This window comes from Bartonella sp. B10834G3 (genome assembly GCF_016102505.1).
In the GTDB taxonomy this organism is placed as follows: Bacteria; Pseudomonadota; Alphaproteobacteria; order Rhizobiales; family Rhizobiaceae; genus Bartonella; species Bartonella choladocola.
On record NZ_JACFOM010000004.1, the window covers coordinates 13687 to 36757 of the forward strand.

Sequence of the window (23071 nt, forward strand, 5' to 3'; positions counted from 1 at the left end):
CATTGGCATTATCAGTTCAGTCGGTAAATGCTTTAACTTATGCACGGTAGCATTTGTCACATTTATCGCTGTCGGTCGGTGTACCGGTTTACCAAGACCGGATTGGCCGCCAATTTTGATAAATACAGCTTCCCTGATATATTTATGAGCGTTTTCAAATTGTTGCCATGCAAAAAGAGACGTGCCAGACACGCTTTAAGCCTTGTAACAAAATAGTTGTTAAATTCTTTATGTTTCAAAAGCCCCACGCGGCTTTTCACGCGAGCTTATCCGTTTGACACGCCAGCAATTTTACTCTCTTTGCCGTCCGAAAGATAAAACCGTAACAAGGCTATTCAAGCAAGATTATTGCAAATGCGTGAGTGCAATTTCCGATTTTACGGCATTGGTGAAATAGTGGTATAGCCACGATTTGGGCATGAATTTGAGCACAATATTTCGTAAATGGAATGTAAAAGCGGTTGCGGGTACGAACATCGGAGCCATTTTACGCGTTCTTTCCTGTAAGCGCTTGATAATTGGTCGCAATTGCCGGTCATGAACAGTAAACGCCTGTTCGATATTCTGATATTTGGCTAAGGCCATGCCCAGCATTTCGCTTGAAGCGAGTGCCATACCGGCTCCCTGCCCTGAAATTAACGTCAGGCAATGTGCCGCGTCTCCTAGCAAAAGCATTTTGCCATTGTACCATTGGGGTAAATCCACCATTGTCAGGCTATCGACCAATATCGGGGCTTTTTCTTTTTGTGCGATCGACAGTAAATCACGGACTTGCCGGTTGCTCCCTCTAACGATTTGCTTCAATAATTGATAACCATCGGCAGTTATATGCGGATTTGATCTTTCATCGCGCCAAATATGCAAGGCTGCAAGTTTCCCGTCATGGAGACTGTAATATTCGGCAAAATGTCGAGGTTCCACATAGGATAGGAAATCATAATCAAAATCCTTCACATGATTGATGTCATAGACCGCGAAACAATATCCAAGCGGTTGCAAGCTTTTGCCATCTTTATCAAAATATTGTTGCCGCAGGGACGAGCGCAAACCATCGCATCCCAACACCATATCACAATGCAAAATATCATGATTATTCAATTCGATTTTATATCCATCCGCACTCTTTTCGAGGCTGAGAACATGTGTATCCGGACATAATTTCGCCCCGACAGGCAAGGCATTGGCAAGCACGGTTACAAGATCACTCCGGCTCACCGCAAGATAGGGCAAATCATTGACAAAATCCCGATAATGCAAACGGATAAGTTCTTTGCCTTTGTTATTTTTATAGATATTTTCATCAATCGTATAAGATATTGCCTTCAGCCGATCATAAAGATCCATTTTTTTCACGGTTTCATAACCCAAACCTGTGAGGCTCACCATATAGCCCCTGTTACGCAAGCTTTTTGCCCGTTCTATAATGGTGCTCTGCCAACCTGCTTTATCAAGCCACCAGGCTGCTGCAAGCCCGGCAACGCCACCACCGATGATAACTGCATGCGGCTTTGTCATGATTGTAAATTCCTCTCTACATGTGTTTCTGATGACTTCAAGATCATCGGTGTTGCAATAGCTATAAGCGCTGCCAATGCGAATGCCCCGCTATAGCCGTAATATTGTGCGATGAAATTGCCGGCAGCGCCTGCCAATGCGGCTGTCAAGGCGCTCGCACTTTGAAAAAGTGTGAAATCAACGCCCGGCTGATCTTTCGATACCAATTCCATCAGCCGCGAATAACAGGTGACAAACCCCGCTGCCATGATGGCGCTTTCACCAATAGTGAGGCCGATAAATAACGGCAGCGTATAAAATTGGCTTATTAAAAAAGAGGCAAAGACTGTTATGACCACAATTTGCAGCAGGGCAACAAGGCGCATTGCATTTTTACTGCCAAGTTTTTGAGCCAGTGCACCGCCTGCCAAAACACCGATCAGCCCCGAAACGACGCCACCCACACCATTTATCATACCCAAGCTTGCCAATGGAATGTCAAGATCGACCAATAATGGCCCGACGAGTGATTGCACAATACGCCCCGCCATTTCATAGGCGATAACCATTGCCAGACCTAACAACATATTTTTGCGAACCACCGCCTTTAGCAAACGGGGTTTTTGCAATGGCTGTGAATTTTCTACCAAAGGTTCATCAACGAGCATCATCGGTATGGAACAGACCGCAATCAGAATGCCCAAAAAAATGCAGCCTGCACGCCATCCTGAGCCATCACACACCCACAAGAAAATGCCGCCGCCAAAGATCAATCCCGAATAACTACCCCCGACTTGCGCTATATTGCCGAGGCCATAATTGGAGGTTTTCAATTGTTCGATAAGAAAAGCGTCGCAAGCAATATCGGCTGTGGCCGAAAAGATGGCCATAAAAACCAGACAAAGCAGTATTGTTGAGACATTTTCATAAAAGCCCAGAATTGCAAGGCATAAAAGAACACCACATTCGGCAATAATGATGATAGGAGAGGAGAAACGGCGTCCGTTCGGGCCGATGCGAAGTCGTTCAATCCATGATGACCAAAAGAACTTCAAAACCCAAACAAGCATAACAAGTGATACCAACCCTATCTGGTCGAGGGAGGCTCCATGCATGCGTATATAAGCAGGCATGCCTATATAAGTTAAACCTCCGATAATACCTTGCGTGGCGTAAACACCACCAGCCGCCAAGGCGATTTGACGAACCGGTTTTTTCTTGATGACATTAACCATTATCGAATGACTGCTTTTATAATCTCTATGAGGAAAGATTTGCCGGGGCAAAATAAAATCGGGCGAGCTTTATTTTGGAATTGGATTAAAATTCCTTGTGCAAGCTCACCCCATAGCTGCGACCATTGCCGAGAGTTGCCATTTCAAACCGGCCATTATCATATGCATAGCTTTTATAGCTTTTGTCTGCGATATTCTGGACAAACAATCTGGCTGTTAATCCGTTGACCTTGGCAAAATCGAGACTGGCATCAAATGTCGTAAAAGCATTTTGTTCAACGTGGTTTGCTTCATCAAAATAGACCTTCGAGGTATAATGGGCTGAAATATTGGCTGTTAAAACACCGTTCCATAGCTCCTCGTTGATAATATAGCCGAGGTTCATGTTTCCTTTGAAATCGGGAGCATAGGGAATCCGGTTTCCATCATAGACGAGGCCGCTATCGGGATCGGTAAAGTCGGTAAATTCAAACCGGCCGAGAGATGCGTTACCCGCCAATGTCAAACGGTTCGTTGCACGCCATTCACTTTCAACTTCGATACCGGTGCTGTCAGCCTTGCCAACATTGCGTATATATTGCTGGCCGAGAAGTCCCACATATATCTGCTTGTCGTCCGAGTGGAGACGGTAAAGAGAAACTGCAAGGTCGAGAGAATTATCAAACAGGCTGGAGCGCATGCCGATTTCATAATTCCATGCCTGTTCGGGATCATAGGGATTGGCATCCAGCATCGAGCTTATGCTGTGGTTGAAATTACCCGGTTTGTAGCCTTTGGAAATAACGGAGAAAAGCCGCACAGCATCATTGAGCTGATAGCCGATACTGAATTTGGGCTGGTAGCTGTTAAAATCGGCATTATTATCGAAATCGAACCCCATGCCGGTTTGGTAACTATCAAGACGCATGGCGTCGATACTCGATTTGTCATGGCTTATGCGAAGGCCGCCTGTCAGATCAAGCTTGTTGGTGACATGATAGGTTACCTCGCCAAAGGCAGCCCGACTATAACTGCGCACGTGATTATGTGAAAAACCATAATAGGGAGCAACGGCATTTTTTTTACCATTGAAGTTCTCACGACTATACCAGAGACCGGCAAGTGCGTCGATATTGTCGCCCTTATAATTCACGCGCAGTTCCTGACTGAACATCTCTTCATCTTGCGGCCAAAGATAACGCGTATCAAAGCCGGCTGAAAAATCGCGCGCAACGTCACTATCCTGATAAGCGGTGATAGAGGTGAATGTAAAGTCGTCAAGATATGCGTTGAAGATAGCCGATGCATCAACAACATCGCGGCGCAATAGCGGTCTCTCGCCATAAAAGCCGCTTTCATATTTCCGGTCTTTCACGCCATCCTTTTTTACGTAAAGTTCTTCGCGGGATTTGAGCCGCTCTTTGGCGTAATTCATGCTGAAATCAAAGTTTTTGTCTGTCGGCGTGAACCTTATCCCGAAACGGCCAAAACCGGTTTCACTTCCATTGATGCGTTTATCACCCGTTGTGATGTCATCTATGTCGCCGGAAAAATAATCATAATTGCCGGCAAAATCCAAAAACAATTGATCGGGAAGAAGTGCCAGCGTGCCCCCGAATTCGCCTGACGGTATCTGGGGCGAGCCTGTAGCGGAGATGTAAAATCTGTTTTTGACCGGTTTTTTCGTGATAATGTTGATAACCCCGCCGAAAGCATTACCGCCATAAAGGGTTCCCTGTGGGCCACGCAAAAACTCTATCCGTTCGACGTCATACAAATTGCGTGACAAAGCCGAAGGTGATTGGGGAGCACCATCCACATAAACTTGTACTGTGGGATTGAAAAAATCGGCAGAATATAAGCCGCGGATCGTATAATTACTATAGATACGGTTTCCTCTTGTTGTGGCATAAAGATCGGGAAAAACTTTCTGTAAATCATCAACACTTGCAATGCCATTGTCGTTTAGCGACTGGCTTTCAATCACTGAAACGGAACCATCATAATTTGATATATTTTGCGCGCGTTTGGCAGAAGTTATAACGATCTTGTCGAGTTCGACCGTTTCTTGCGCATGCGATTGCATTGAAAACGAACCTATTGATAATGCTACAATGCAAAATCCGAGAGATCCATAACCATCAGTTTTTATGATTGAAAACATCGTTTTTCTCGTTCTGGCTAATTTTTTTTCGTAATAAAACTTGATAATAATAATCAACTAATGTCAAAATAAGCTAACGTAATTGGTACTTGAAATAACGCGAACAGGACTAATTCTGATGGACAATTCCATGAATAAAGTGATGGATTGCAATTCCAATTCGTCCATAAACATCGTGATTAACGGCGAAAATGACTGGAACGGTAGCCAGTTCAACAATAACCCGATATGGAAACATCAATCTCTTTTTCAAAGTATTGAAAACGATATTCTCATCCATTCACTCGACGCGACACCGGAACACGATATTATCATGGAAGCTTCCGGCCCTTCGACTTTTTCACTCTCTTTTTTCGTTCATGGCAATGGCACTATATGCGTCGACGGAGCCTATCCGGTTGAATTATCTGCGGGAAAAGCAATCCTCTTTGCCAGCGACGGTTTTTCACATGGAATAGATATTTTTCGTAAAAATTCACGGCTATTGGTTCTCGATATCCGTTACAGCAAACAGATTCTGAAAAAGCTTGGCGGCATTTCATTAAGCCGTTTTGCCGCCTCTCTCATGGATAACCATAGCCGCCCCGACCAGAAAGTATTCCTCATTCCGTTAACGCCGTCGGTCGAATTGCATCCGGTCATCTCAAGCATTTTGAACTGCAAACTCGCCAAGGGGCAATTGCGTGATATATTTATTTACAGTAAAGCGATTGAAGCATTGAGCATTGCCCTTAAAATTGCTGAAAATGGCGATAAAGGCAATAAATTCAAAGCTTTGAGTTCAAATGAAAAACATAAGCTCGACTATGCCTTGAAGCTCATGGAAGAAAATTGCGCTGAAAACTGGAGCATTGCGCGCCTTGCCCGTCAGGTCGGCCTGAATACCCGTCGATTGAAAGAAGCCTTTCGCATCAGTATCGGCCGGTCGGTGCATAGTCACCTTGTCGATATACGGATTGAAACTGCTTGCCAGCTTTTGTTGAATGGTTATTCCGTAACCGAGACTTCATTTGCGGTGGGCTATGAAAATTTGAGCCATTTCAGCAAGGTTTTTAAAAATAAAAAACATATTTTGCCAAGCCGCTATGTCGTCCGGAAGTCTTCTTCCGATCTCCATTAGAAACAGCATTTCACTATAGACGATCGTCAAAACAAATAGTCAAAACAAGATTGTCAAAACAGATCGTCTAGGCAAATTGTACCGACTGCAATATGAAAGGCGGCTAATTTTTAGAGCTAATAATTGTTGACCGGTCACCAAGACAATAAAAGCGTTTCCGGTTGCGGAAAAGCTGCAATTACGACCTCGGTTTTTTGCCAAGCGGAAGAGACAAACAAAATGGCCAGTAATTGCACTATCATCACCGCCTGCATTATCTTTTCATCAAAACAAATATGATGTTTGGACATAAGATAATTATTGTTATGGACAAGAAAAACCGGATTTTAACGGACAGGAACCTGTTCAATCGTTGTTTTCCAGAATGAAATATCTATTTTCCAAATATCTATTTCCCCATTGAGAGCGTCAAACAATAAACCGGTTTTCTATTGTGCCGGCTGTCATCAACGGTCTTTAAAAGACAATTCTGAAAAATCGCTTCTGTGCCAATCAATTTAATCACCGCTATAGTGGCGTTCTATAGTTGATATTTTTTGGTTTTTTCGTCTTGGCGAGAGAACCGGTATATCTGCACACTTACCCTGCCTTGCCGATCATCGCTATTCATTGGAATTTTTTTGCATGACAATTGTTCAATGCCGATATTCGATGCCGATGTCTTTTCCCGCCCGTTATTTTGATAATTCGCTAACCTTTGACCCCCAACTATCGGACAAGGCAAAACCGGTCGGAAAGGGATCATCCGCATCCACACGCAGGAACTCGCGTCCATAAATCCACGCTTGTCCTGTTATTTGCGGCAATACAGCCTCACGCCCGCCAATTTTTGTTTCACCGATAATTTTTGCGGTAAATTCCCCACCGATAATCGAACGGGAAATACGGCTATCACCGACTTTCATTTCGCCTCTTGATTTGGCAATTGCCAGTGCTGCAGAAGAACCTGTTCCACAAGGTGAACGGTCAACCCGCCCCGGTTTCAAGGTCGTGCAAGTACGCAGGCTCCCGTCATCTTCATAATCACGAAACATAACATAGGCCAAACTGTTCAGTGAGGGATTAAGTGGATGGGAAAATTTGTTTTGCCGATTGAAGAGATCAACCAGCTCTATTCCGGCTTCGGCCAATGCGCGGGCGTGTTCAGGCAAAATTTTCAAGCCGATCTGGTCGACATCCATCTGCGCATAATAAACGCCGCCAAAAGCAATATCGGCTTTGACTTTACCCCATTCAGCGGTTTCTATTTCTGCATCGAGTTTTTCCACGAAAGCCGGTACATTGTTTATGGTTACACTTAAACAACGACCGTTACGACATTCTGCGGTCACTTCAACAATACCTGCGGCTGTATCAAGTCGAACCGTTGTTTGCGGTTCCTGCATTCTGATTTTTCCGCTTTCCAGAAGCGCGGTAACAACACAGATGCAATTGCTCCCCGACATCGGATATGCCCGATCCGGTTGCAAAACGATAAAGGCCGCATCGGCATCCTCACGGGTCGGAGGTAATAGAAGATTGGTTGTCATGGCGACATGGGCGCGCGGTTCAAATGTAACAAAGCGGCGTAAGCTATCATCGACCTCATTGATGTAATCCATTTTTTCGGCAATGCTTCTGCCGGGAATATCACCAACCCCTCCTGTAATCACCCGCCCTATTTCGCCTTGACAATGGACTTGCAGAATTTCGATTTCCTTCTCCCGATGCATTTTTTCCTCCCGAAAAAATTATTTGCTATACCAACCCCATGGCCGGTTACTGACATAGGATGTAATCTGCTTGATTTCGCGGTAATTTTCATATCCCCAGCGGCCAAGTTCGCGCCCTATTCCCGATTGCTTGAAGCCACCCCACGGGGCTTCGACAAAAGTCGGTTGCGAGCAATTTATCCAGATAATGCCGGCCTTCAATTGGCCGGCAACTCGTTCGGCACGTTTCAGGTCTTTGGTCATGATGGCAGCAGCCAGGCCGAAACGCGAATGATTGGCAAGATGAACGGCCTCGCTTTCTGTTTCAAACGGGCGCACCGCAACAACAGGACCGAAAATTTCTTCATTCCAGACATGACTGGTCAATGGAACATCAACCAGAATGGTCGGTTCGACAAAATAACCCTTGTCAAAGCCTTTTGCCCGTTTTCCGCCGGTCAATATTTTCGCTCCATCCTTTTTCCCTTGCCCGATAGCGGCAAGAACCTGAAGATATTGTTTTTCGGATACGAGCGGCCCCAACAATATGCCTTCATCCAAACCGTTGCCAATGGTGATCTTTGCGGTTTCGGCAGCCAGTTTTTCTAAAAATTTGTCGTAAATGGCCTCATGCACCAACAGCCGCGAAGTGGCTGAACAAACCTGCCCCTGATTCCAGAAAATACCGAACATCACCCATTCGACCGCCTCGTCAATATCGCTATCTTCAAAGACCAGAAATGGCGATTTTCCACCCAATTCAAGGCTGACACGCTTGATATCACGCGCTGCCGCTTGCATCACCTTGGAGCCGGTGGGAACCGAGCCGGTAAAGGCCAATTTATCAACCCCCCGATGTTCCAATAAGGCCTGACCGGCTGTCGAACCGAATCCGGTTACAATATTGAGAACACCGGCGGGCAATTTGACATCATCGGCAATGGCTCCATATTCCAATGCCGTCAATGGTGTCTGTTCGGCCGGTTTAAGCACAATCGTACAACCTGCCGCGAGTGCAGGCGCAATCTTCCACGCAGCCATCAACATCGGATAGTTCCACGGGACAATACCGCCGACAACGCCAAGCGGCACGGTAACCGCTTTTGACGTGAAACGTTTATCTTGCAGTTCGATGATCTCTTCCTGCTTTATATCTTCCCGCTCGGCCATATCTGCATAAAAATAGAAACAGGCTGCGACATCACCAATATCCCATTCGGCTTCGGGTAACGGCTTGCCATTATCAAGAACCTCTATTCTTGCCAGTTCTTTCAACCGTTCTTCAATTCGCTTGCCCATTGCGCGCAGATAGGCTGCACGTTCACGGCCTTCCATTTTCGGCCAGGGCCCGTTGTCAAAAGCTTTGCGCGCAGCCCCGACTGCCTTGTCTATATCCTCTGCATTGGCCGCCGGAACTTTTGCAAAAACTTCTTCCGTTGCGGGATTGATGACATCGATCATTTCGCCCGACAACGCCTCCACCCATTTTCCGTCAATATAAAGTTTGTTGCGCATCAATTCCTCCCTTGACTGTCGCTATATCGAAACGGCCTAGACGTGGCGGGTGAGGCCACCATCAACACGTATATTCTGACCGGTTATGTAGGATGCATCATCCGAAAGCAGGAAAGCGGCTGCCTTGGCGATTTCATCCACTCGACCAATCCTTTTCATTGGAATGGTTTGCGCAGTTTGTTGTGTATGATCGAGGCTGTCAATATAACCGGGCAATAAACAGTTCATCCGGATATTGTCTGCTGCATAACGATCGGCATAAAGTTTTGTGTAGACACCGACGCCCGCCCGATAAGCGCATGAGACCGGAAAAGCCAGTGTCGGTTCATAGGCTGCGAAAGTCGTGATATTCAGAAATGCGCCTTTTTTCTGTTCGAGCATAACAGGCGTTACAAGGCGCGCCATGCGCACCACCGGCAACAACATCATCTCGTTGCCTTTTTCCCACATTTCATCGGTAATCTTTATGAGATCGTCTTTTGGCGGATGTCCGGTATGATTGAGAACAGCGTCAATACGGCCATATCGGTCAAGGGTTCTATGCACAAACTCTTTCAGGTCATCACCACTTTCAACCCTCCCCTTCATACCGACCGCACCCAGTTTTTCAGCCAGTGTAACGGCCGAGCCTGAAGGAGACATCAATGCAAGTCTATAGCCACGCCGATGAAGTTCGAGAGCAATTGCCGCTCCCATACCGCGGCCGGCACCGGTCAAAATTGCAACGGGGTTTTTATCCTGTGTCATTGCTTCATCCTTTCAAAATCGGTCAACCCGATATGGCGTCATATCCATGCCAATCGGGATATTGGTCATCATATCGGCGATCAATTGAGCAGTTGTCGCACTATAGGTTACTCCGAGATGCCCGTGTCCGGTGGCATAAAACAGGTTTTTAACCTTGGCCGACGGGCTTATAATCGGCACGGTGTCGGGTAAAGCCGGGCGATGTCCCATCCACTCGGTCGCATCTTCTACCGTTAATTCTGGCAGAGCTTCTTTTGCATGGCGAACAGTTATTTTCGAGCGTCGATAATCGGGGGCAGCGTCAAGCCCCGCCATTTCAACCGTTCCGCCTACGCGAATACCACCGGCAGTCGGTGTCACCATAAACGCTCGTGCCGGCCAGATAATGGAATGGCGTAAAGAAATATTCGGCTTCATGATCTGGGTATGATAGCCGCGTTCGGTTTCAAGCGGGATCGGCTCGCCCAACAGTTTGGAAAGTCTACCGGTATAAGCACCGGCTGATAAGACTGCTTCATCAACAGCGACCGTGCGCCCGTCGGCCAATTGTATGAAACGGATTTGATCGTCTGTCTTCCGGAAACCCGTGACTTCGCCTTTTAAAACTTCGCCACCATTAGCGAGAAAAGCGGCAAGGAATTTTTGAACCAGTAAATAAGGGTCGGATACCGACTTATTATCGGGAAACAATAAGCCACAATGGATGTGATCGGTAATTGCAGGTTCAAGATCTTTTACATCTTTGGCCGATAAAATTCGATAATCAAAACCGTAACGCTCCAATGTCGAGATATGGTCATTATCATTATCAAGTTCGGCCTTACTGCCATAGAGGCTTATACACCCTTCAGAACTCAGTGCATCCCGATTGTCAATTCCATCCAGCATGGATTGAAGATCTGTCAATGCGCGATGGCACAGTGCCGCTCCCGCAGCCGAAAGGGCTTCCATTGTTTTGGGGCGGGCAGCCTTCAAAAAGCGTACCAACCAGAAAGCCATGCGTGGCAAATAGGCAGGCCGGATAGACACCGGCCCTTCCGGATCAAAAACCCATTTGGGAATTTGTGATAAAATAGACGGGCGGGAAGAGGGAAGAAACTCGGTCACCGCAATACTTGCCATATTGCCGAATGAAGCACCACGCCCCGGCTCGTTTCTGTCAATAAGAACGACAGATTTTCCGCGTTTTTGCAATTCATAGGCTATGGTTGTACCGATAATACCCGCGCCCAGAACTGCGACCCTTGTTTTTTTATCCTCCCGCATACCCATTTTTCACCCCAAAACCGGTTCCATAGCCTTTGCAAAAGCTTTTTTCTCGTCAGCCGAAAGTGCAAGCAATGGACGGCGTCCAAGACCAACAGGCGTTCCGGCCAATTCGCATCCATATTTTACCTTTTCAACAAACTTGCCGCTTTCAAGCGATGACATGGCGGCATAAATGGTTTGCATCTTGCTGCGGGCTGCCATCCAATCACCGCTTTCGATTTTGTTAACCAGATCAACGCAGGCTTTCGCCATACAATTGGCAGGGCCACAGATCCAGCATGTTGCACCCCAAAGATAGAAGTCCAGTGTCTGGTCGTCCGAACCATTTGCAAGCTGGTAACGATCCCCGTAACGCATACGAATATCAATCGCGCGCAACAGGTTTCCACTGGATTCCTTAATGCCGATAATACGTGGCTCATTGACAAAAGCGTCCATCACGTCGAGCCCCACCTCGACACCGACTTTTGGCGGATAATTATAAAGAATAATATTCACATCCACTGCATCGAGCACCGCCTGATAATGGGAAATCAGTTCGTCAACGGCAGGCGTGGCATAATAGGGTGAAGACAGAAGAACAGTGTCATAACCGAGATCGCGGGCGCGTTTGGTATGTTCGATCACTTCCCATGTCGAACCGCCATTGGTACCGGCAATCAACAGCTCGTCCTTATTGGCAAATTCCTTGACGAATTTTAAAACCGAAACACGTTCTTCGGCTGTCATGGCATTATATTCACCTGTCGAGCCGCATGGTACCCAACCGGAAACACCATCATTGCGAAGCTTGGTCAAAAGCTTTTCAAAAGCCTTGAAATCGACTTTGAAATCTTCGTCAAAAGGAGTGACAAGTGCGGGCATTACACCTTTTAATTTCATAATTTTCTCCATTGTTGAATGATTGTTACATCGAGAAACGCTTGAGAATGCGTTTTTCAAAAAATGTTACGCACCTTGCCAGTGGAAAGCCGATAGCAAAGTAAATAATGGCGACAGTTGTGAGAACTTCCACCGGACGGGCGGTTGCATTGGAAATGTTCTGCCCGACAAACATAAGATCGGCCATGCCGACAGCCGAAACCAGCGCACTTTCCTTGAATAGCGCGATACAATTGGAAAGAAGTGTCGGAATGGCACGTAACACCGCTTGCGGAAACACGATATAAAGTGTGCGCACGGCAGGCGTCAGGCCGAGTGCGATACAGGCATCATATTGTTCTTTGCCAACATTTTTTAGCGATGCCCGGAAGGTTTCACTGCTGATCGCCCCCATATAAATCGTAAGCGCCAATATGGCCGAAAATGAATTGCTAAGCTCCACTCCCAATAGAACAGGCAAACAAAAGAAAATCCAGAAAAGCTGTATCAGCACCGGAGTTCCACGGAAAAATTCCACATAAATTCCCGAAAAAAAGCGCAAAAACCAATGTTTCGACGTGCGAAACAGGCTTGTTACAAAGCCTAACAGCGCGCCCAATGTAATACAGATCACGGTTAACTTTAATGTTGTTACCAATCCCCATAAAAGCGCATATTTGAAACGCCATACGACAGAAAAATCCAATGAGGAAATGAAGTTCACAAAGCTGCTTGTTTCAAAAGACATCTTCATCCCCCGCTAACTGCTCATGATTTCGCGGCGTTTTTCCATCCATCCGACAAATTGCGAAACGGGATAGGAAATGGCAAAATAGATCAAGGCAACGATCGTAAATGTCTCTATCGGGCGAAAATTGTTGGTAGCCAATGATTTGCCTGCATACATCAGGTCGTTGACGGCAACGAGGGCCACCAATGCGCTCTGTTGAAAAATGACAATTCCATTTGTCAACAAAACCGGCAAAGACGACCGGAAAGCGGTCGGCAATATGATATAGCGTATCCGCTGGAATGGCGTAAATCCCAGTGCAATGCCGGCATCTATATGTTCGCGCGGTACATTCTGGATTGCCGAACGATAAGCTTCGGCATTGAAGGCAACGAGGTTTAACGACAATGCGATTATTCCCATCGTAACCGGCGGCAAAAACCAGTTGAACATCATCGGCACGCAGTAAAAAAACCAGACGATCTGCACCATTGCCGGTGTACAGCGATAAAATTCGACAAAGGCAATAAAAGGCATTCTTAATATTGCGTATTTGTTGAATAAAAACAGCGCAACAATGAACCCGAATGTCAGGCCGATGACATTGGCAGCCAATGTCAATTGCAAGGTAACACCCAAGCCGTCCCATAGCGGCTGCATATTGCGAAAGACGGAATTGAAGTCGAAATGATAATTCATTTTTCCCCCTATTCGCCAATCCGGAAAACGCGCTTGATAAATTCCCTTGTCCGCTCGTTTTCGGGCGTTCCCAAAACCTGCTCGCGCGGCCCGTCTTCAACAACAACGCCACCGGCACAGAAAATAACCCTTGAAGCAATATTTCTGGCAAAGCCCATATCATGCGTGACAATCATCATTGGCAGGGATTGCTCGGCCAGATCCATCATGACATTTTCGATTTCGCTCACCAGTTCCGGATCAAGAGCCGATGTGACTTCATCAAACAGCAATAGTTTGGGATCAAGCATCAGCGCACGGGCAATAGCCACACGTTGTTTCTGACCACCGGAAAGCTGCGCGGGAAAAACTTTGGCTTTCGATGCAAGGCCGAAGCGTTCCAACAATTCCATTGCCCGATCAATAGCCGAAGCTTTGGCTTCCTTGTTAATTTTAACCGGTGCCAAAATCAGATTGTCGAGAATATTCAGGTGCGGAAATAAAGTATAATGCTGAAAAACCATGCCGATCGAACGGCGGATTTTTGTATCAATGACAGTTTTATTGTTTTTCGGATTGACAGAAATATAAGGGGAACCTTCCAGCGCAACGGTTCCCCCTTTGATTTCCTCCAATCCCATAACAACGCGCAATAATGTACTTTTTCCCCCGCCACTCGGCCCGATAACAACTAGACGCTCTCCGGCTGTCATATCGACGTTGATGCCCTTCAGCACATCGAGCGCACCGTAACTCTTCCGGACATCTTTCATGCTGATAAGGGGAGTTTTGTCGATCGCTTCCATCTGATGCTCCTCCGCATTTTGAAGCAATATTGAAAAAGCCGGCGGCTGTTTGACCGCCAGTTTTTATGAATTATTTCCCTACATTTTCCAATGATTGTGCTGTTGCTTCTTCAACCAGTCTGTCGACTTCTCCATCCGCCACTTTTCCTTCAAGAAAAATATCGACAACAGCAACATCCGCGGGGCTTAACTCTCTTGATAAAGCAAAGGAAATTCCTTGCTTGGCAAGCGCCGGTTCGGGAATGAATTCGACCGCCCATGAAGCATTGGCTTGCTTGAACAGTTTGTTTGAATCCGATGCATCGGCCAGAATGTCGGCACGCCGCGACATCACCGACAATCTTGCTTCGTCGCCGCCGGTAAGCCGCATAAGGGTTGCATTTTTCAAGGTCGCCGTTAGTGCCTTATCCCAGGCTGTTCCGGACATGACCGCCACTGTTATACCCGGTTTATCAATATCTTCGAGTTTTACCGGATGTTCAGGTATTTTTGTGTTGGCTTTATTATAAACAAAAGAAACCTGATATTGCACCGCCGGAATGGTAAACTGGGCAGCCATAGCCCTTAACGGGGTTCTGTTCAGTGCCATCGCCATATCCCACTTGCTGGCTTGCAATCCGGCAACAAGATTATCCCATGTTGTATCGACGAATTCGGCTTTTACCTGCAAGACATCGGCAAATTGGCGGCATAACTCGACAAAAAAGCCGGAATAATGGCCTGACTGCGGATCTCGCATGACATAGGGAGAAGCAATAGCCGCGCCGCATTTCAAGACGCCGCGCTTTTGTACCTCTTGCCAATAACTGCCAGTTGATTGCGCTTCTCCCTGCATCACCATTCCGGCAATCTGGGTGCTTGCCAAAACACCCACAAAAGCCATTTTTCGACACATTAAAGCAATTTTGCGAAATGATATTGTCATGATCCTCCCTTTCTTGACAATGTCGACATTTTGTCGTTTTTAAGCAGTATGTCGTCAATGTGTCGACATTGTCAAGCGGCAAATTTCCGTAATCGACAAAACAGGGAAAAATAGTTATAGAAATGAAGAGATCGAAAGTTGTTAAGATGTATATGCCGAAAGACCAGAAGAAAAAATCCGGCTCGCGCCTCGTCTATGACACGTTATATTATGAAATTCTGTGTCTCAAACTAAAGCCGGGACAGATGTTGGATGAAACCTCGCTTGCCGAGAGGTTCGAGCTTTCGCGTTCGCCAATAAGGGAAGCATTGATCCGTTTGGCAAATGACAATCTGGTTGTGACACTTGCCAATAGAACAACGATTGTCGCGCCAATCGAATTGGCAACTTTTCCCAAATATGTCGAGGCATTGGATATTGCTCAACGCATGAATACGCGTCTTGCCGCGCGTTTCAGAACGAATGAAGATATAAAAATAATTGAAAAACGGCTGAAAGAATTTGAACAGGCTGTCGCGCGCAACGTTCATCTTGCTATGTCGGAAACGAATAAGCAATTTCATTTGGCCATCGCTTATGCCGGACGCAATCCTTATCTTACAGACTTCTATTCCCGTCTTTTAAATGAGGGGCAAAGAATGATGCACTTACATTTCGAGTATCTGGAGCGCACCAATGAGGGTTATCTCTTGACAGACGAACATCAGCTCATGCTTGATGCAATCATTGCGCAGGATGTCGAGGAATGTGACAGACTTGCGCATGAACATACGCGCCAATATCAGGAAAGTTTTATCGACTTTATGCGTGAAAATTATGCTGCCGATGTTAAATTATCAGTGGGCAATTAGGGTCTTAACCGGTCAACAGGTATCCAAGCTAACGGCTACTATGATCTAGGCCTGCAAGCTGGACATTTAAGAGCATCTGTCAAAACCGGTTGTCATTTATTGCCAATCCCTGATTTCAGATAACAGGATTTTGTCTTGTGAAGCTGTTACGGTTCGCGATTTTAAAACCGCTCTGCTTTGAAACTTACTTCATAGCAGAATGGCAATTCCGATCAATTCTCGAACGAGCCTGATCGTATTCATAATAAATGCAGTAATTTTTTCAAAAAACTTTTTGTTTTATTGCAAATCTATTTTGTTTGCTCGCAAATCTATTTTATTTTATTGCAACTCTATTTTGTTAACCGTGTGGCCTTCAACAAAAGCTTTCTTACCTGCTCTGGCAGATTGTCCGACCGCATCAATTCTTTTTCATTTTCTGAACGCGCAAGGTGTCTTATATCGCAATTTTTGAGATACTCGAAAATTCACCTCGCACCTTATCGGGACGATGAAATTTTCAAAAAGAAAGATCGTGCACGTAATTCAAACGGGTTTTCATGGTTTTTAATACCCCGTCAATTGCCGTGCATTTTTAACCCGACATAAAAAATTTCTATTATCAAGAACTGCTTGAGCTACCAAAACAGGCAGACCAAGCTCACTTCCTCGACACTATTAAGGGTTCGCACAATTATAGGCACGCATATTTCGTCGTGCTTATCATTCCGCTAATTCTATTTCACACCCTTGGCTGCCGCTTTTATAAGTCCTTCAACAACCTTTTGCACTTCTCCAAGTGTTGTCGGTGTGTATTTGATCAAATCGGCATTACGAAGCTCGTCAATTCTTTTTAAACCGGAATGGCGACCGTAAACTTTCTCACCCTTTTTATTAACCTTTTGCCAAAGGTTCTTCGCCAGGCTTTCCACTCCCTTAATTCCCCCGACATCTTTGTCCACTCCTAATTTACACCATATATTTAGTGGCGTTTTTAAAGCTTTTTCAAAGGCAAAACAAAGTTTTGAATTTTTGACGAAATAATAATTCATATATACTTCTTGATGTCCTTTTGGATGCTCGTCAGCAATTTTGTCAAAAATTTCTAAAGCTGCTTTTTTCAACTCTTCTCTATTCATAAATATTTCCCCATAATTGCTATTCGCTCAATATTTAAATTTTAACAGTAAAATCCCGAAGAATGCCGAAGGAATTTACTAATCGAATTCCTCATCCTTGCATAATTTTGGGCGGAGACATAGCGCACAGATTTATGAAAGATTTTATTCAACATATTTTTTTGGCTTCATTCAACTTTGTCAGGTTGAATAGCGGAGATTTTGTCGTCAATGCGGTTTGCTGAAAGGCACTATATTGTCTATAGACGAAAAGCCACACCATCGCCGACAGACGAGCTTGGTAACGTTTGAGATTGAAAACTTTCAGCAGTGATCGACAGCCCCCCGTATAGTCATCGCGTTCGCGAGAGACTGAATGTCGAGAAAGCTTTATCAGCGACAAATATTGTCATTACGCGGCAAAGCACTTGAGTAAAACACTTTCCGGCCAAGATCATTTTATTCGCTTTTTCATTCGGGATTGTTTTAAAGCCTGCGGCTCGCAGGCTTTAAACTGTTTTAACTTTTCAGATGTTGAACTCGTGTAAACCAGTTAATCCATTTTTGAAGAATACAGAAATTTTGAAGTGTGAACTCCAGTCGAGAGATTTCCATACCAAAAACGTGCTTTTCCGGCATAAAATAAAGCTATTCACCAAAACTTCGACCAAACAATTTCTAGAAATTTCCGGCCTGAACCTGTTAACACTCCGTGCTGTTGCAAACTATTTGTGCCAACTGATTTTACAACAATTTATCACAAACAAATTTAGAGCGGTATTATTCAATCATTATTGCCTTGAATTGCACGCATATTTTGCCGCATCAACGATTCTATGACCGGAATAGCGTCAATCTCTTAGCTATCCTTAGAATTTAAATCCCAAATTGCGTCAAAGGTGGAAAGTAGCTCCTCTTGTCTCTTTTCAAGTACTTCAGGTGTCCATTCATTTTCCCGAATAACCTGACTTGTCAGTGCAAAATTAGTAACCCCGCTAATGTTTCCATTTTTTGTTTTAAAATATTTTTCTTTTTTTGTCTCGAAATCATAATTTTGTGCGGAAGAATTCGTTCGTCCATTTAAAAGCACCAAATTTGCAAGCTTATTGACCCATTCGGCTCTGATTTTTTCATCCGGAAAAGCTTGCGTCCAACTTTCTATATTATCACTTGTTTGAGGCAATACATGTTCAATACTAATCGTCTTGTAGTCATAGGTCGCTGATCCAGTGGACAAAAATTCATCTAGCCGTAACAATAAAGGCAATCTGATAGCAGGCTTATCGTAAATATCACCATCAAGAATTTTTTTAATTTGCGCCTTCTCGTTATCGCTCAACTTCAAGGCATCAACTATAAAATCAGTTTGGCTTTCCTTTTCGGCCTTTTGAATAGCCTTTAACAATTCGCCATATTTTGCGATCCTGATGTTAACCATCGTGCGTAAAATAAATTGCCCATAAGCAAAACGTTCAAATTTTCTAAAAAATTGGAGTAAAAATTTATCATTATATTGGTAATATTTCATTACTTCGATAGCAGGTGGTAACCAATCGGAGTTATCCAGTCTATTAAGATATTTGAAATAACGATTAATTTCTTCTGTATCTCTTTCATTTTTTCCAACATATGAACAGTTCTTGATCTGATCATAAGCGTCTACGTATTCATCCAATGCGTTATCAATGAAGTCTTCCGCATCTTTAAAAGCTGCCTTGGAATTTACGTTTTTAACGTCAATCACATATTCATGGAACTCTTTAAGAAGCGTTTTACGCAATTTGGTTTTTGCATATATCATACGAATATAGGAAAATAGATTGGTAAAATCCGACCGACCTAATGTTTTTTCAAACCCTTCCCAATCCTGTGTAAATCTCTCCTGTTTAATAACGGGAATCGAGCTAATAAGTTCGGCCTTTAATAAATCTGCAACTGTTAAACTTAACCCTCTCGCATTCAACACAGAAAATATACGAAATGCACTTTCCTCATTCGGTGTTTCCACAACGACAAGAAAACAGTTATTCATGATAAATTTGGCAAATTCATATTTGTCATTGTCGGATAGCTTAAAAAGCTTTTTCCATAAAATATTTCTATTTTCTATAATTCTTGCTCTGGAATCTACTTCTTTTTTTAAATCATTAACCTTTGACGTTGCGCCTTCTTCTTTAATATACTTACAAAAAAATCCCTCATCTTTGTTCCTTAATGTCAAAAGGTACAAATCTTTTGCCGCGCTAATCTGGTCAGACTTGAATATTCTACTATGTAAATCTTTGGAAAAAACGTTAAATTCAATCGACGAGCTTAATTGATCACGCAATATAGCGAGTAAAATTGTTATTGTTGTTAAACGTTGTTGGCCATCTATAATATCGGAATTCGGTTTATAGGGATCCTTTTTCAACACCAGACTGCCGAGAAAATAAGAATCCCCCTCGCTTGTTTTATTTTGATAAGCATCAAATAAATCGTCAAATAGTTCCGCTGCATTGTCTTCTGTCCATGAATATGGCCGCTGATAAGACGGTACGGAAAATACGTAATTGCCACTAAAGATACTATCGAGAGATTTCTCTTGAGCCTTTATGTTGTCGTGCATGTTTTCCCTCCGCATATGGCGCCATTTATCAGCTTTTTCTCTTTTCAGAGAAAAACATAATCCGATAGAGTAATAAGAACGTTTATTATCCTGATTTTATTGTTTTTCAATAATTAATTTTGGCCGCGTTTATCAAAATCCGCTTTATTCACGCTTACAACACAAAAACAATATTTTTCGGCGCGAAAGCGCAATTGCTATTCTACCCCGATTGTCTGACAATTTATCAATTTTCTTGGCAATAAATATCGTTTTAAGAAATTCGTGACTGAAAACAAAATTTTATTTTTAACGTCAAATTTCCGGTTTTTATAAAAATAAAAAAGCGGGAAATATTATAGGTTTGAAACTAATAATATTCTTGACCGAAATTCGATTGAGATCGGCAAACCCATTTTTCAAAATTCAAATAACCAATTCCGGCAAGTTACGGATAATTTTGACAGTTTTAACAGAAACACTGATTACCCTTTGCAAGAGTTCCAGCGGATAAGCAGGATTATGCATTGTCTCGCGTGCAAAATCATTGGCATCGTTGACAATTCCACTAGTTTTATCAATGCGTATACTTTGCCTCTCCATCACCCAGTCAATTGCCGTTTTATTGTTGACGATATAGTCATAAGCGGCAAGCGGTATTCCCGTAATGGTAATTTTGTCATTGTAATGAATGACCGAGCGGTCTTTGTTTTTGCCCCTCCCGCCATAGCGCATTTTCGTCACATAAAAATCGTCCGCTTCAAGTGTTTTCTTTTTTGTTAGAATTTTGACCGGATATTTTTCAACGCTTTCATAGTTTACATGCAAATGCCCCAATGCGCGACCGGCGCTTATAAAAGCCTTGAAGTCTTCAAGCATTTTAACAGCAGGAATGCGTGGCAGTTCTTTAACGAGATTGTCGGCAAAACGGGTTCGATAGTCCGGCGAATGCAAAATCCCGTAAATATAATAGAACAGGTCTTCTTTCGTGATGTGATTATCTGAATAGGCAGTTTGAAAATATTCCAGAGCCTCGTCTGTAATAGCGTCGAGACGCTTGAATGAACATTGTTCCTGGGTTTTTCCGGCCGCCTCGTTACAAGTTTTTTCAAAAAGATAAAGCGGGAAACATTGGCCATTATCCTCGAACTGGAAATCGCTAATCCGGTTCGACAGAAGAACTGAAAAACCACCGCGCTTACCATTGCCCGATATACAAATGGCTATATTTTCCGAAGCATTGTCAGGAAAAATCTCTTTCATCGAATAAAAGCTGTGATTGAAGCGGGAAGCACGATAGTGCCATAATTTGGTAAACGGACGAATATTGCATATTCCGGTCAATTCTTCCGAAAATGTTTCTTTAATCTGTTTTTTGAAACCCGACTGCCAATTGCCGCCGCCCCAACTGAATTTTTTTACGTCTTTTTTGACGAAATCTCTCACATTGACGACTGTATCAGGAAAGCGTTTCTTATAGCGGGAATATCTGTCGATTTCGCTGTTATAAAACTCTGTCATCTGGCGGGCATTGGTTAGCAACCTTGCCTTTGAATAATTATAGACCCAGGCATCACGACTTGAAACAACACCACTTGAATAGAGTTTGAAAATTGTAAGGGTTTTGTTCCTGCTCTTCTCGCCCATTGCGAGATAATTTTTGAAATGCCGATCCCGCTGATGAAGCCAATCATGGTAACTATCGGGAATAATTTTTTGCCATTTGTCTTTCAAACCGGCAATGCTTTTGAATGTTTTGATGATTTCAAGTTTGTGGGTGTTATCAAGATAATCGCCAATGTCATAAAAAAAGATCTGCCCCTTTTGTTTGGCCGAAGGATTTTTAACGAAAATAGATATGGCAACCGGTGCGCGTGAACCGACGCCGAATATATTGCCGCCTTCTTTGCGCCTCAGCTTGCCGGATGTGCGTGCATTGCCGCGCAAATGGAAAATATAAATTTTGGAAAATTCTTCGGCGAGACATTTTCGCATACCATCGGCTGAAGCGGATTGAATAAAACCGGCATTTGTCACAAAACCGATTACACCACAATCGCCAATATGATCGGATGCCCAGCGAATGGCTCGAATATAGCTGTCATAGGACGACCGTTTACCGCCTTTGTTCAATGTGGAAACAAGATAGGTTTGTGCTATTCGTCGGTCAATCTGCGGATATTTCAGGTTTGCCGCATCATCATTTGCACTCTCCTGCCCCGTCGAATAAGGCGGATTGCCGACGATAACCTTTATATCAGTCAAACCATTGCTTTCGGCAAAGTGTTTCTCGTCATCATTTGTGTTGATATTTTTATGACTGTCGGGCTTTTTAGGAATGCTATTTTGTTTTGCATCCATCAGGAACGTATCTTGCAGGCGAACGCCCGAAAAAGCCTGATATTCACCGCCATAGCTGGAATAATAAGCCGTTTCTATATTGATTGTGGCAAGATAACAGGCCAGCAAAACAAGTTCATTGGCATGAAGTCCGTTATTATAGACACGTTTTGAATTTTCTTTATCAATCAGCCCGCATTCAATGAGGCGGGCGATAAAAATACCGGTTCCGGTGAACGGATCAAGGATATGCACCCTTTTACTTCCAAAGGAACTATTGAACTCTGTTCTCAAAATGTCATCGACGCTATGAAGAATGAAATCCACCACTTCGACCGGCGTATAGACAATTCCCAAACGGTCGGCCATCTTCGGAAATGCTTTGCTGAAAAACCGGTCATAAAGTTCGACAATCAGTTTCTGCCGCGCTTGCCCGTTCTTATCCACCCTTTTGGCGCTCTCGCTCACGATCCGGTAAAATGCTTCCAACTTCTCCGGCTCCGGAGTGATGGCGTTCTCGTCAAGTGTGTCCAGCACCTTGTTTATGGCAATGGATAGGGGGTTGTTTCCTGCCACATTGGAATGGCTGAACAAAATATCGAAAACCGGCTTGGTAATGCGATATTGTGCCAGCATTTCAACAACCATCTCATCGTCAAGCGCAGCATGGAAGTTTTTCTCAAGCAAGGCTGAAAAGTCGTTGAAAGCGGTATGAAGGCCTGAATGATCGGGATTTTGAAGCTGGCGCGTTATATGGTCGATCAAATTTCGGGCGATTTTTGCAATATCATCTGCCCATTGTTGTGAAAGGCGCAAACCATCAGTTCTTTTGACCGGCTTTTTCGGTTTTGCAAAATCCAATTCTGTCACATCCCCGTATGAATAAACTGCAAGGCTTTCCACGCTTGGAAAACAGTAATGCCGGGCCAAACCAATTCTTGCCGACCATGCCGGTTTTGCCCCAAATCTTTAGCATATTTGC

The 23071-nt window shown here is 44.1% G+C and carries 17 protein-coding genes; 2 read left to right on the forward strand and 15 right to left on the reverse strand.

The window, feature by feature from the left end:
• Positions 1-345: 345 nt before the first annotated feature.
• The 3 genes from H3S94_RS10490 to H3S94_RS10500 form a co-directional block, all read right to left on the reverse strand.
• On the reverse strand, positions 346-1515 hold the full coding sequence (locus tag H3S94_RS10490; protein WP_198241006.1) for an FAD-dependent oxidoreductase: 1170 nt from the start codon (positions 1513-1515) through the stop codon (positions 346-348).
• The gene (locus tag H3S94_RS10495) at positions 1512-2729 is read right to left on the reverse strand and encodes an MFS transporter (RefSeq protein ID WP_198241008.1); all 1218 of its coding nucleotides are present in this window, start codon (positions 2727-2729) and stop codon (positions 1512-1514) included. Before H3S94_RS10495 ends, H3S94_RS10490 begins: the two co-directional genes overlap by 4 nt.
• Before the next feature lie 85 nt (positions 2730-2814).
• Positions 2815-4794: a TonB-dependent receptor gene (locus H3S94_RS10500; RefSeq protein ID WP_198241009.1), complete on the reverse strand. Its 1980-nt coding sequence runs from the start codon at positions 4792-4794 to the stop codon at positions 2815-2817.
• Between the two features lie 196 nt (positions 4795-4990).
• Between H3S94_RS10500 and H3S94_RS10505 the strand changes: the two genes are divergently transcribed.
• Positions 4991-5992, forward strand: coding sequence for a helix-turn-helix transcriptional regulator (locus H3S94_RS10505; RefSeq protein ID WP_198241010.1), 1002 nt, complete (start codon positions 4991-4993; stop codon positions 5990-5992).
• 674 nt (positions 5993-6666) lie between these two features.
• On the opposite strand, the gene H3S94_RS10510 is transcribed toward H3S94_RS10505, so the two are convergent.
• From H3S94_RS10510 to H3S94_RS10550, 9 genes are all read right to left on the reverse strand, one after another.
• Positions 6667-7704, reverse strand: a complete 1038-nt coding sequence (locus H3S94_RS10510) for a proline racemase family protein (RefSeq protein ID WP_198241011.1) — start codon at positions 7702-7704, stop codon at positions 6667-6669.
• Positions 7705-7722: 18 nt separating this feature from the next.
• Positions 7723-9198, reverse strand: coding sequence for an aldehyde dehydrogenase family protein (locus H3S94_RS10515; protein ID WP_198241012.1), 1476 nt, complete (start codon positions 9196-9198; stop codon positions 7723-7725).
• Positions 9199-9234: 36 nt separating this feature from the next.
• The gene (locus H3S94_RS10520) at positions 9235-9945 is read right to left on the reverse strand and encodes an SDR family oxidoreductase (RefSeq protein WP_198241013.1); all 711 of its coding nucleotides are present in this window, start codon (positions 9943-9945) and stop codon (positions 9235-9237) included.
• Between the two features lie 12 nt (positions 9946-9957).
• A complete protein-coding gene (locus H3S94_RS10525; RefSeq protein ID WP_077994650.1) occupies positions 9958-11211 on the reverse strand; it encodes an FAD-binding oxidoreductase in 1254 nt (417 codons plus the stop codon).
• Between the two features lie 9 nt (positions 11212-11220).
• Positions 11221-12096 (reverse strand): dihydrodipicolinate synthase family protein, encoded by an 876-nt coding sequence (locus tag H3S94_RS10530; protein WP_077993518.1) that lies wholly within the window; start codon positions 12094-12096, stop codon positions 11221-11223.
• Between the two features lie 25 nt (positions 12097-12121).
• Entirely contained in the window at positions 12122-12823 is a 702-nt protein-coding gene (locus tag H3S94_RS10535; RefSeq protein WP_077994651.1) for an amino acid ABC transporter permease, read from the reverse strand.
• A gap of 12 nt (positions 12824-12835) precedes the next feature.
• Positions 12836-13504: an amino acid ABC transporter permease gene (locus H3S94_RS10540; protein ID WP_198241014.1), complete on the reverse strand. Its 669-nt coding sequence runs from the start codon at positions 13502-13504 to the stop codon at positions 12836-12838.
• Positions 13505-13512: 8 nt separating this feature from the next.
• A complete protein-coding gene (locus tag H3S94_RS10545) occupies positions 13513-14289 on the reverse strand; it encodes an amino acid ABC transporter ATP-binding protein (protein WP_077993520.1) in 777 nt (258 codons plus the stop codon).
• 70 nt (positions 14290-14359) lie between these two features.
• Positions 14360-15172 carry an ABC transporter substrate-binding protein gene (locus tag H3S94_RS10550; protein WP_198241101.1) on the reverse strand — a complete coding sequence of 271 codons (813 nt, stop codon included), beginning with the start codon at positions 15170-15172 and terminating at the stop codon, positions 14360-14362.
• Between the two features lie 164 nt (positions 15173-15336).
• Between H3S94_RS10550 and H3S94_RS10555 the strand changes: the two genes are divergently transcribed.
• Positions 15337-16065, forward strand: a complete 729-nt coding sequence (locus H3S94_RS10555) for a GntR family transcriptional regulator (RefSeq protein WP_369805743.1) — start codon at positions 15337-15339, stop codon at positions 16063-16065.
• A 716-nt stretch (positions 16066-16781) separates the two neighbouring features.
• Here H3S94_RS10555 and H3S94_RS10560 read toward each other — a convergent pair.
• The 3 genes from H3S94_RS10560 to H3S94_RS10570 all read right to left on the reverse strand — a co-directional run bounded on the left by H3S94_RS10560 (position 16782) and on the right by H3S94_RS10570 (position 22959).
• Complete coding sequence (locus tag H3S94_RS10560) at positions 16782-17183, reverse strand: hypothetical protein (RefSeq protein WP_198241015.1); 402 nt, start codon at positions 17181-17183, stop codon at positions 16782-16784.
• An 838-nt stretch (positions 17184-18021) separates the two neighbouring features.
• A complete protein-coding gene (locus H3S94_RS10565; protein WP_198241017.1) occupies positions 18022-19770 on the reverse strand; it encodes a DUF262 domain-containing protein in 1749 nt (582 codons plus the stop codon).
• A 405-nt stretch (positions 19771-20175) separates the two neighbouring features.
• Positions 20176-22959, reverse strand: coding sequence for a type ISP restriction/modification enzyme (locus H3S94_RS10570; protein ID WP_198241020.1), 2784 nt, complete (start codon positions 22957-22959; stop codon positions 20176-20178).
• Positions 22960-23071: the final 112 nt, after the last annotated feature.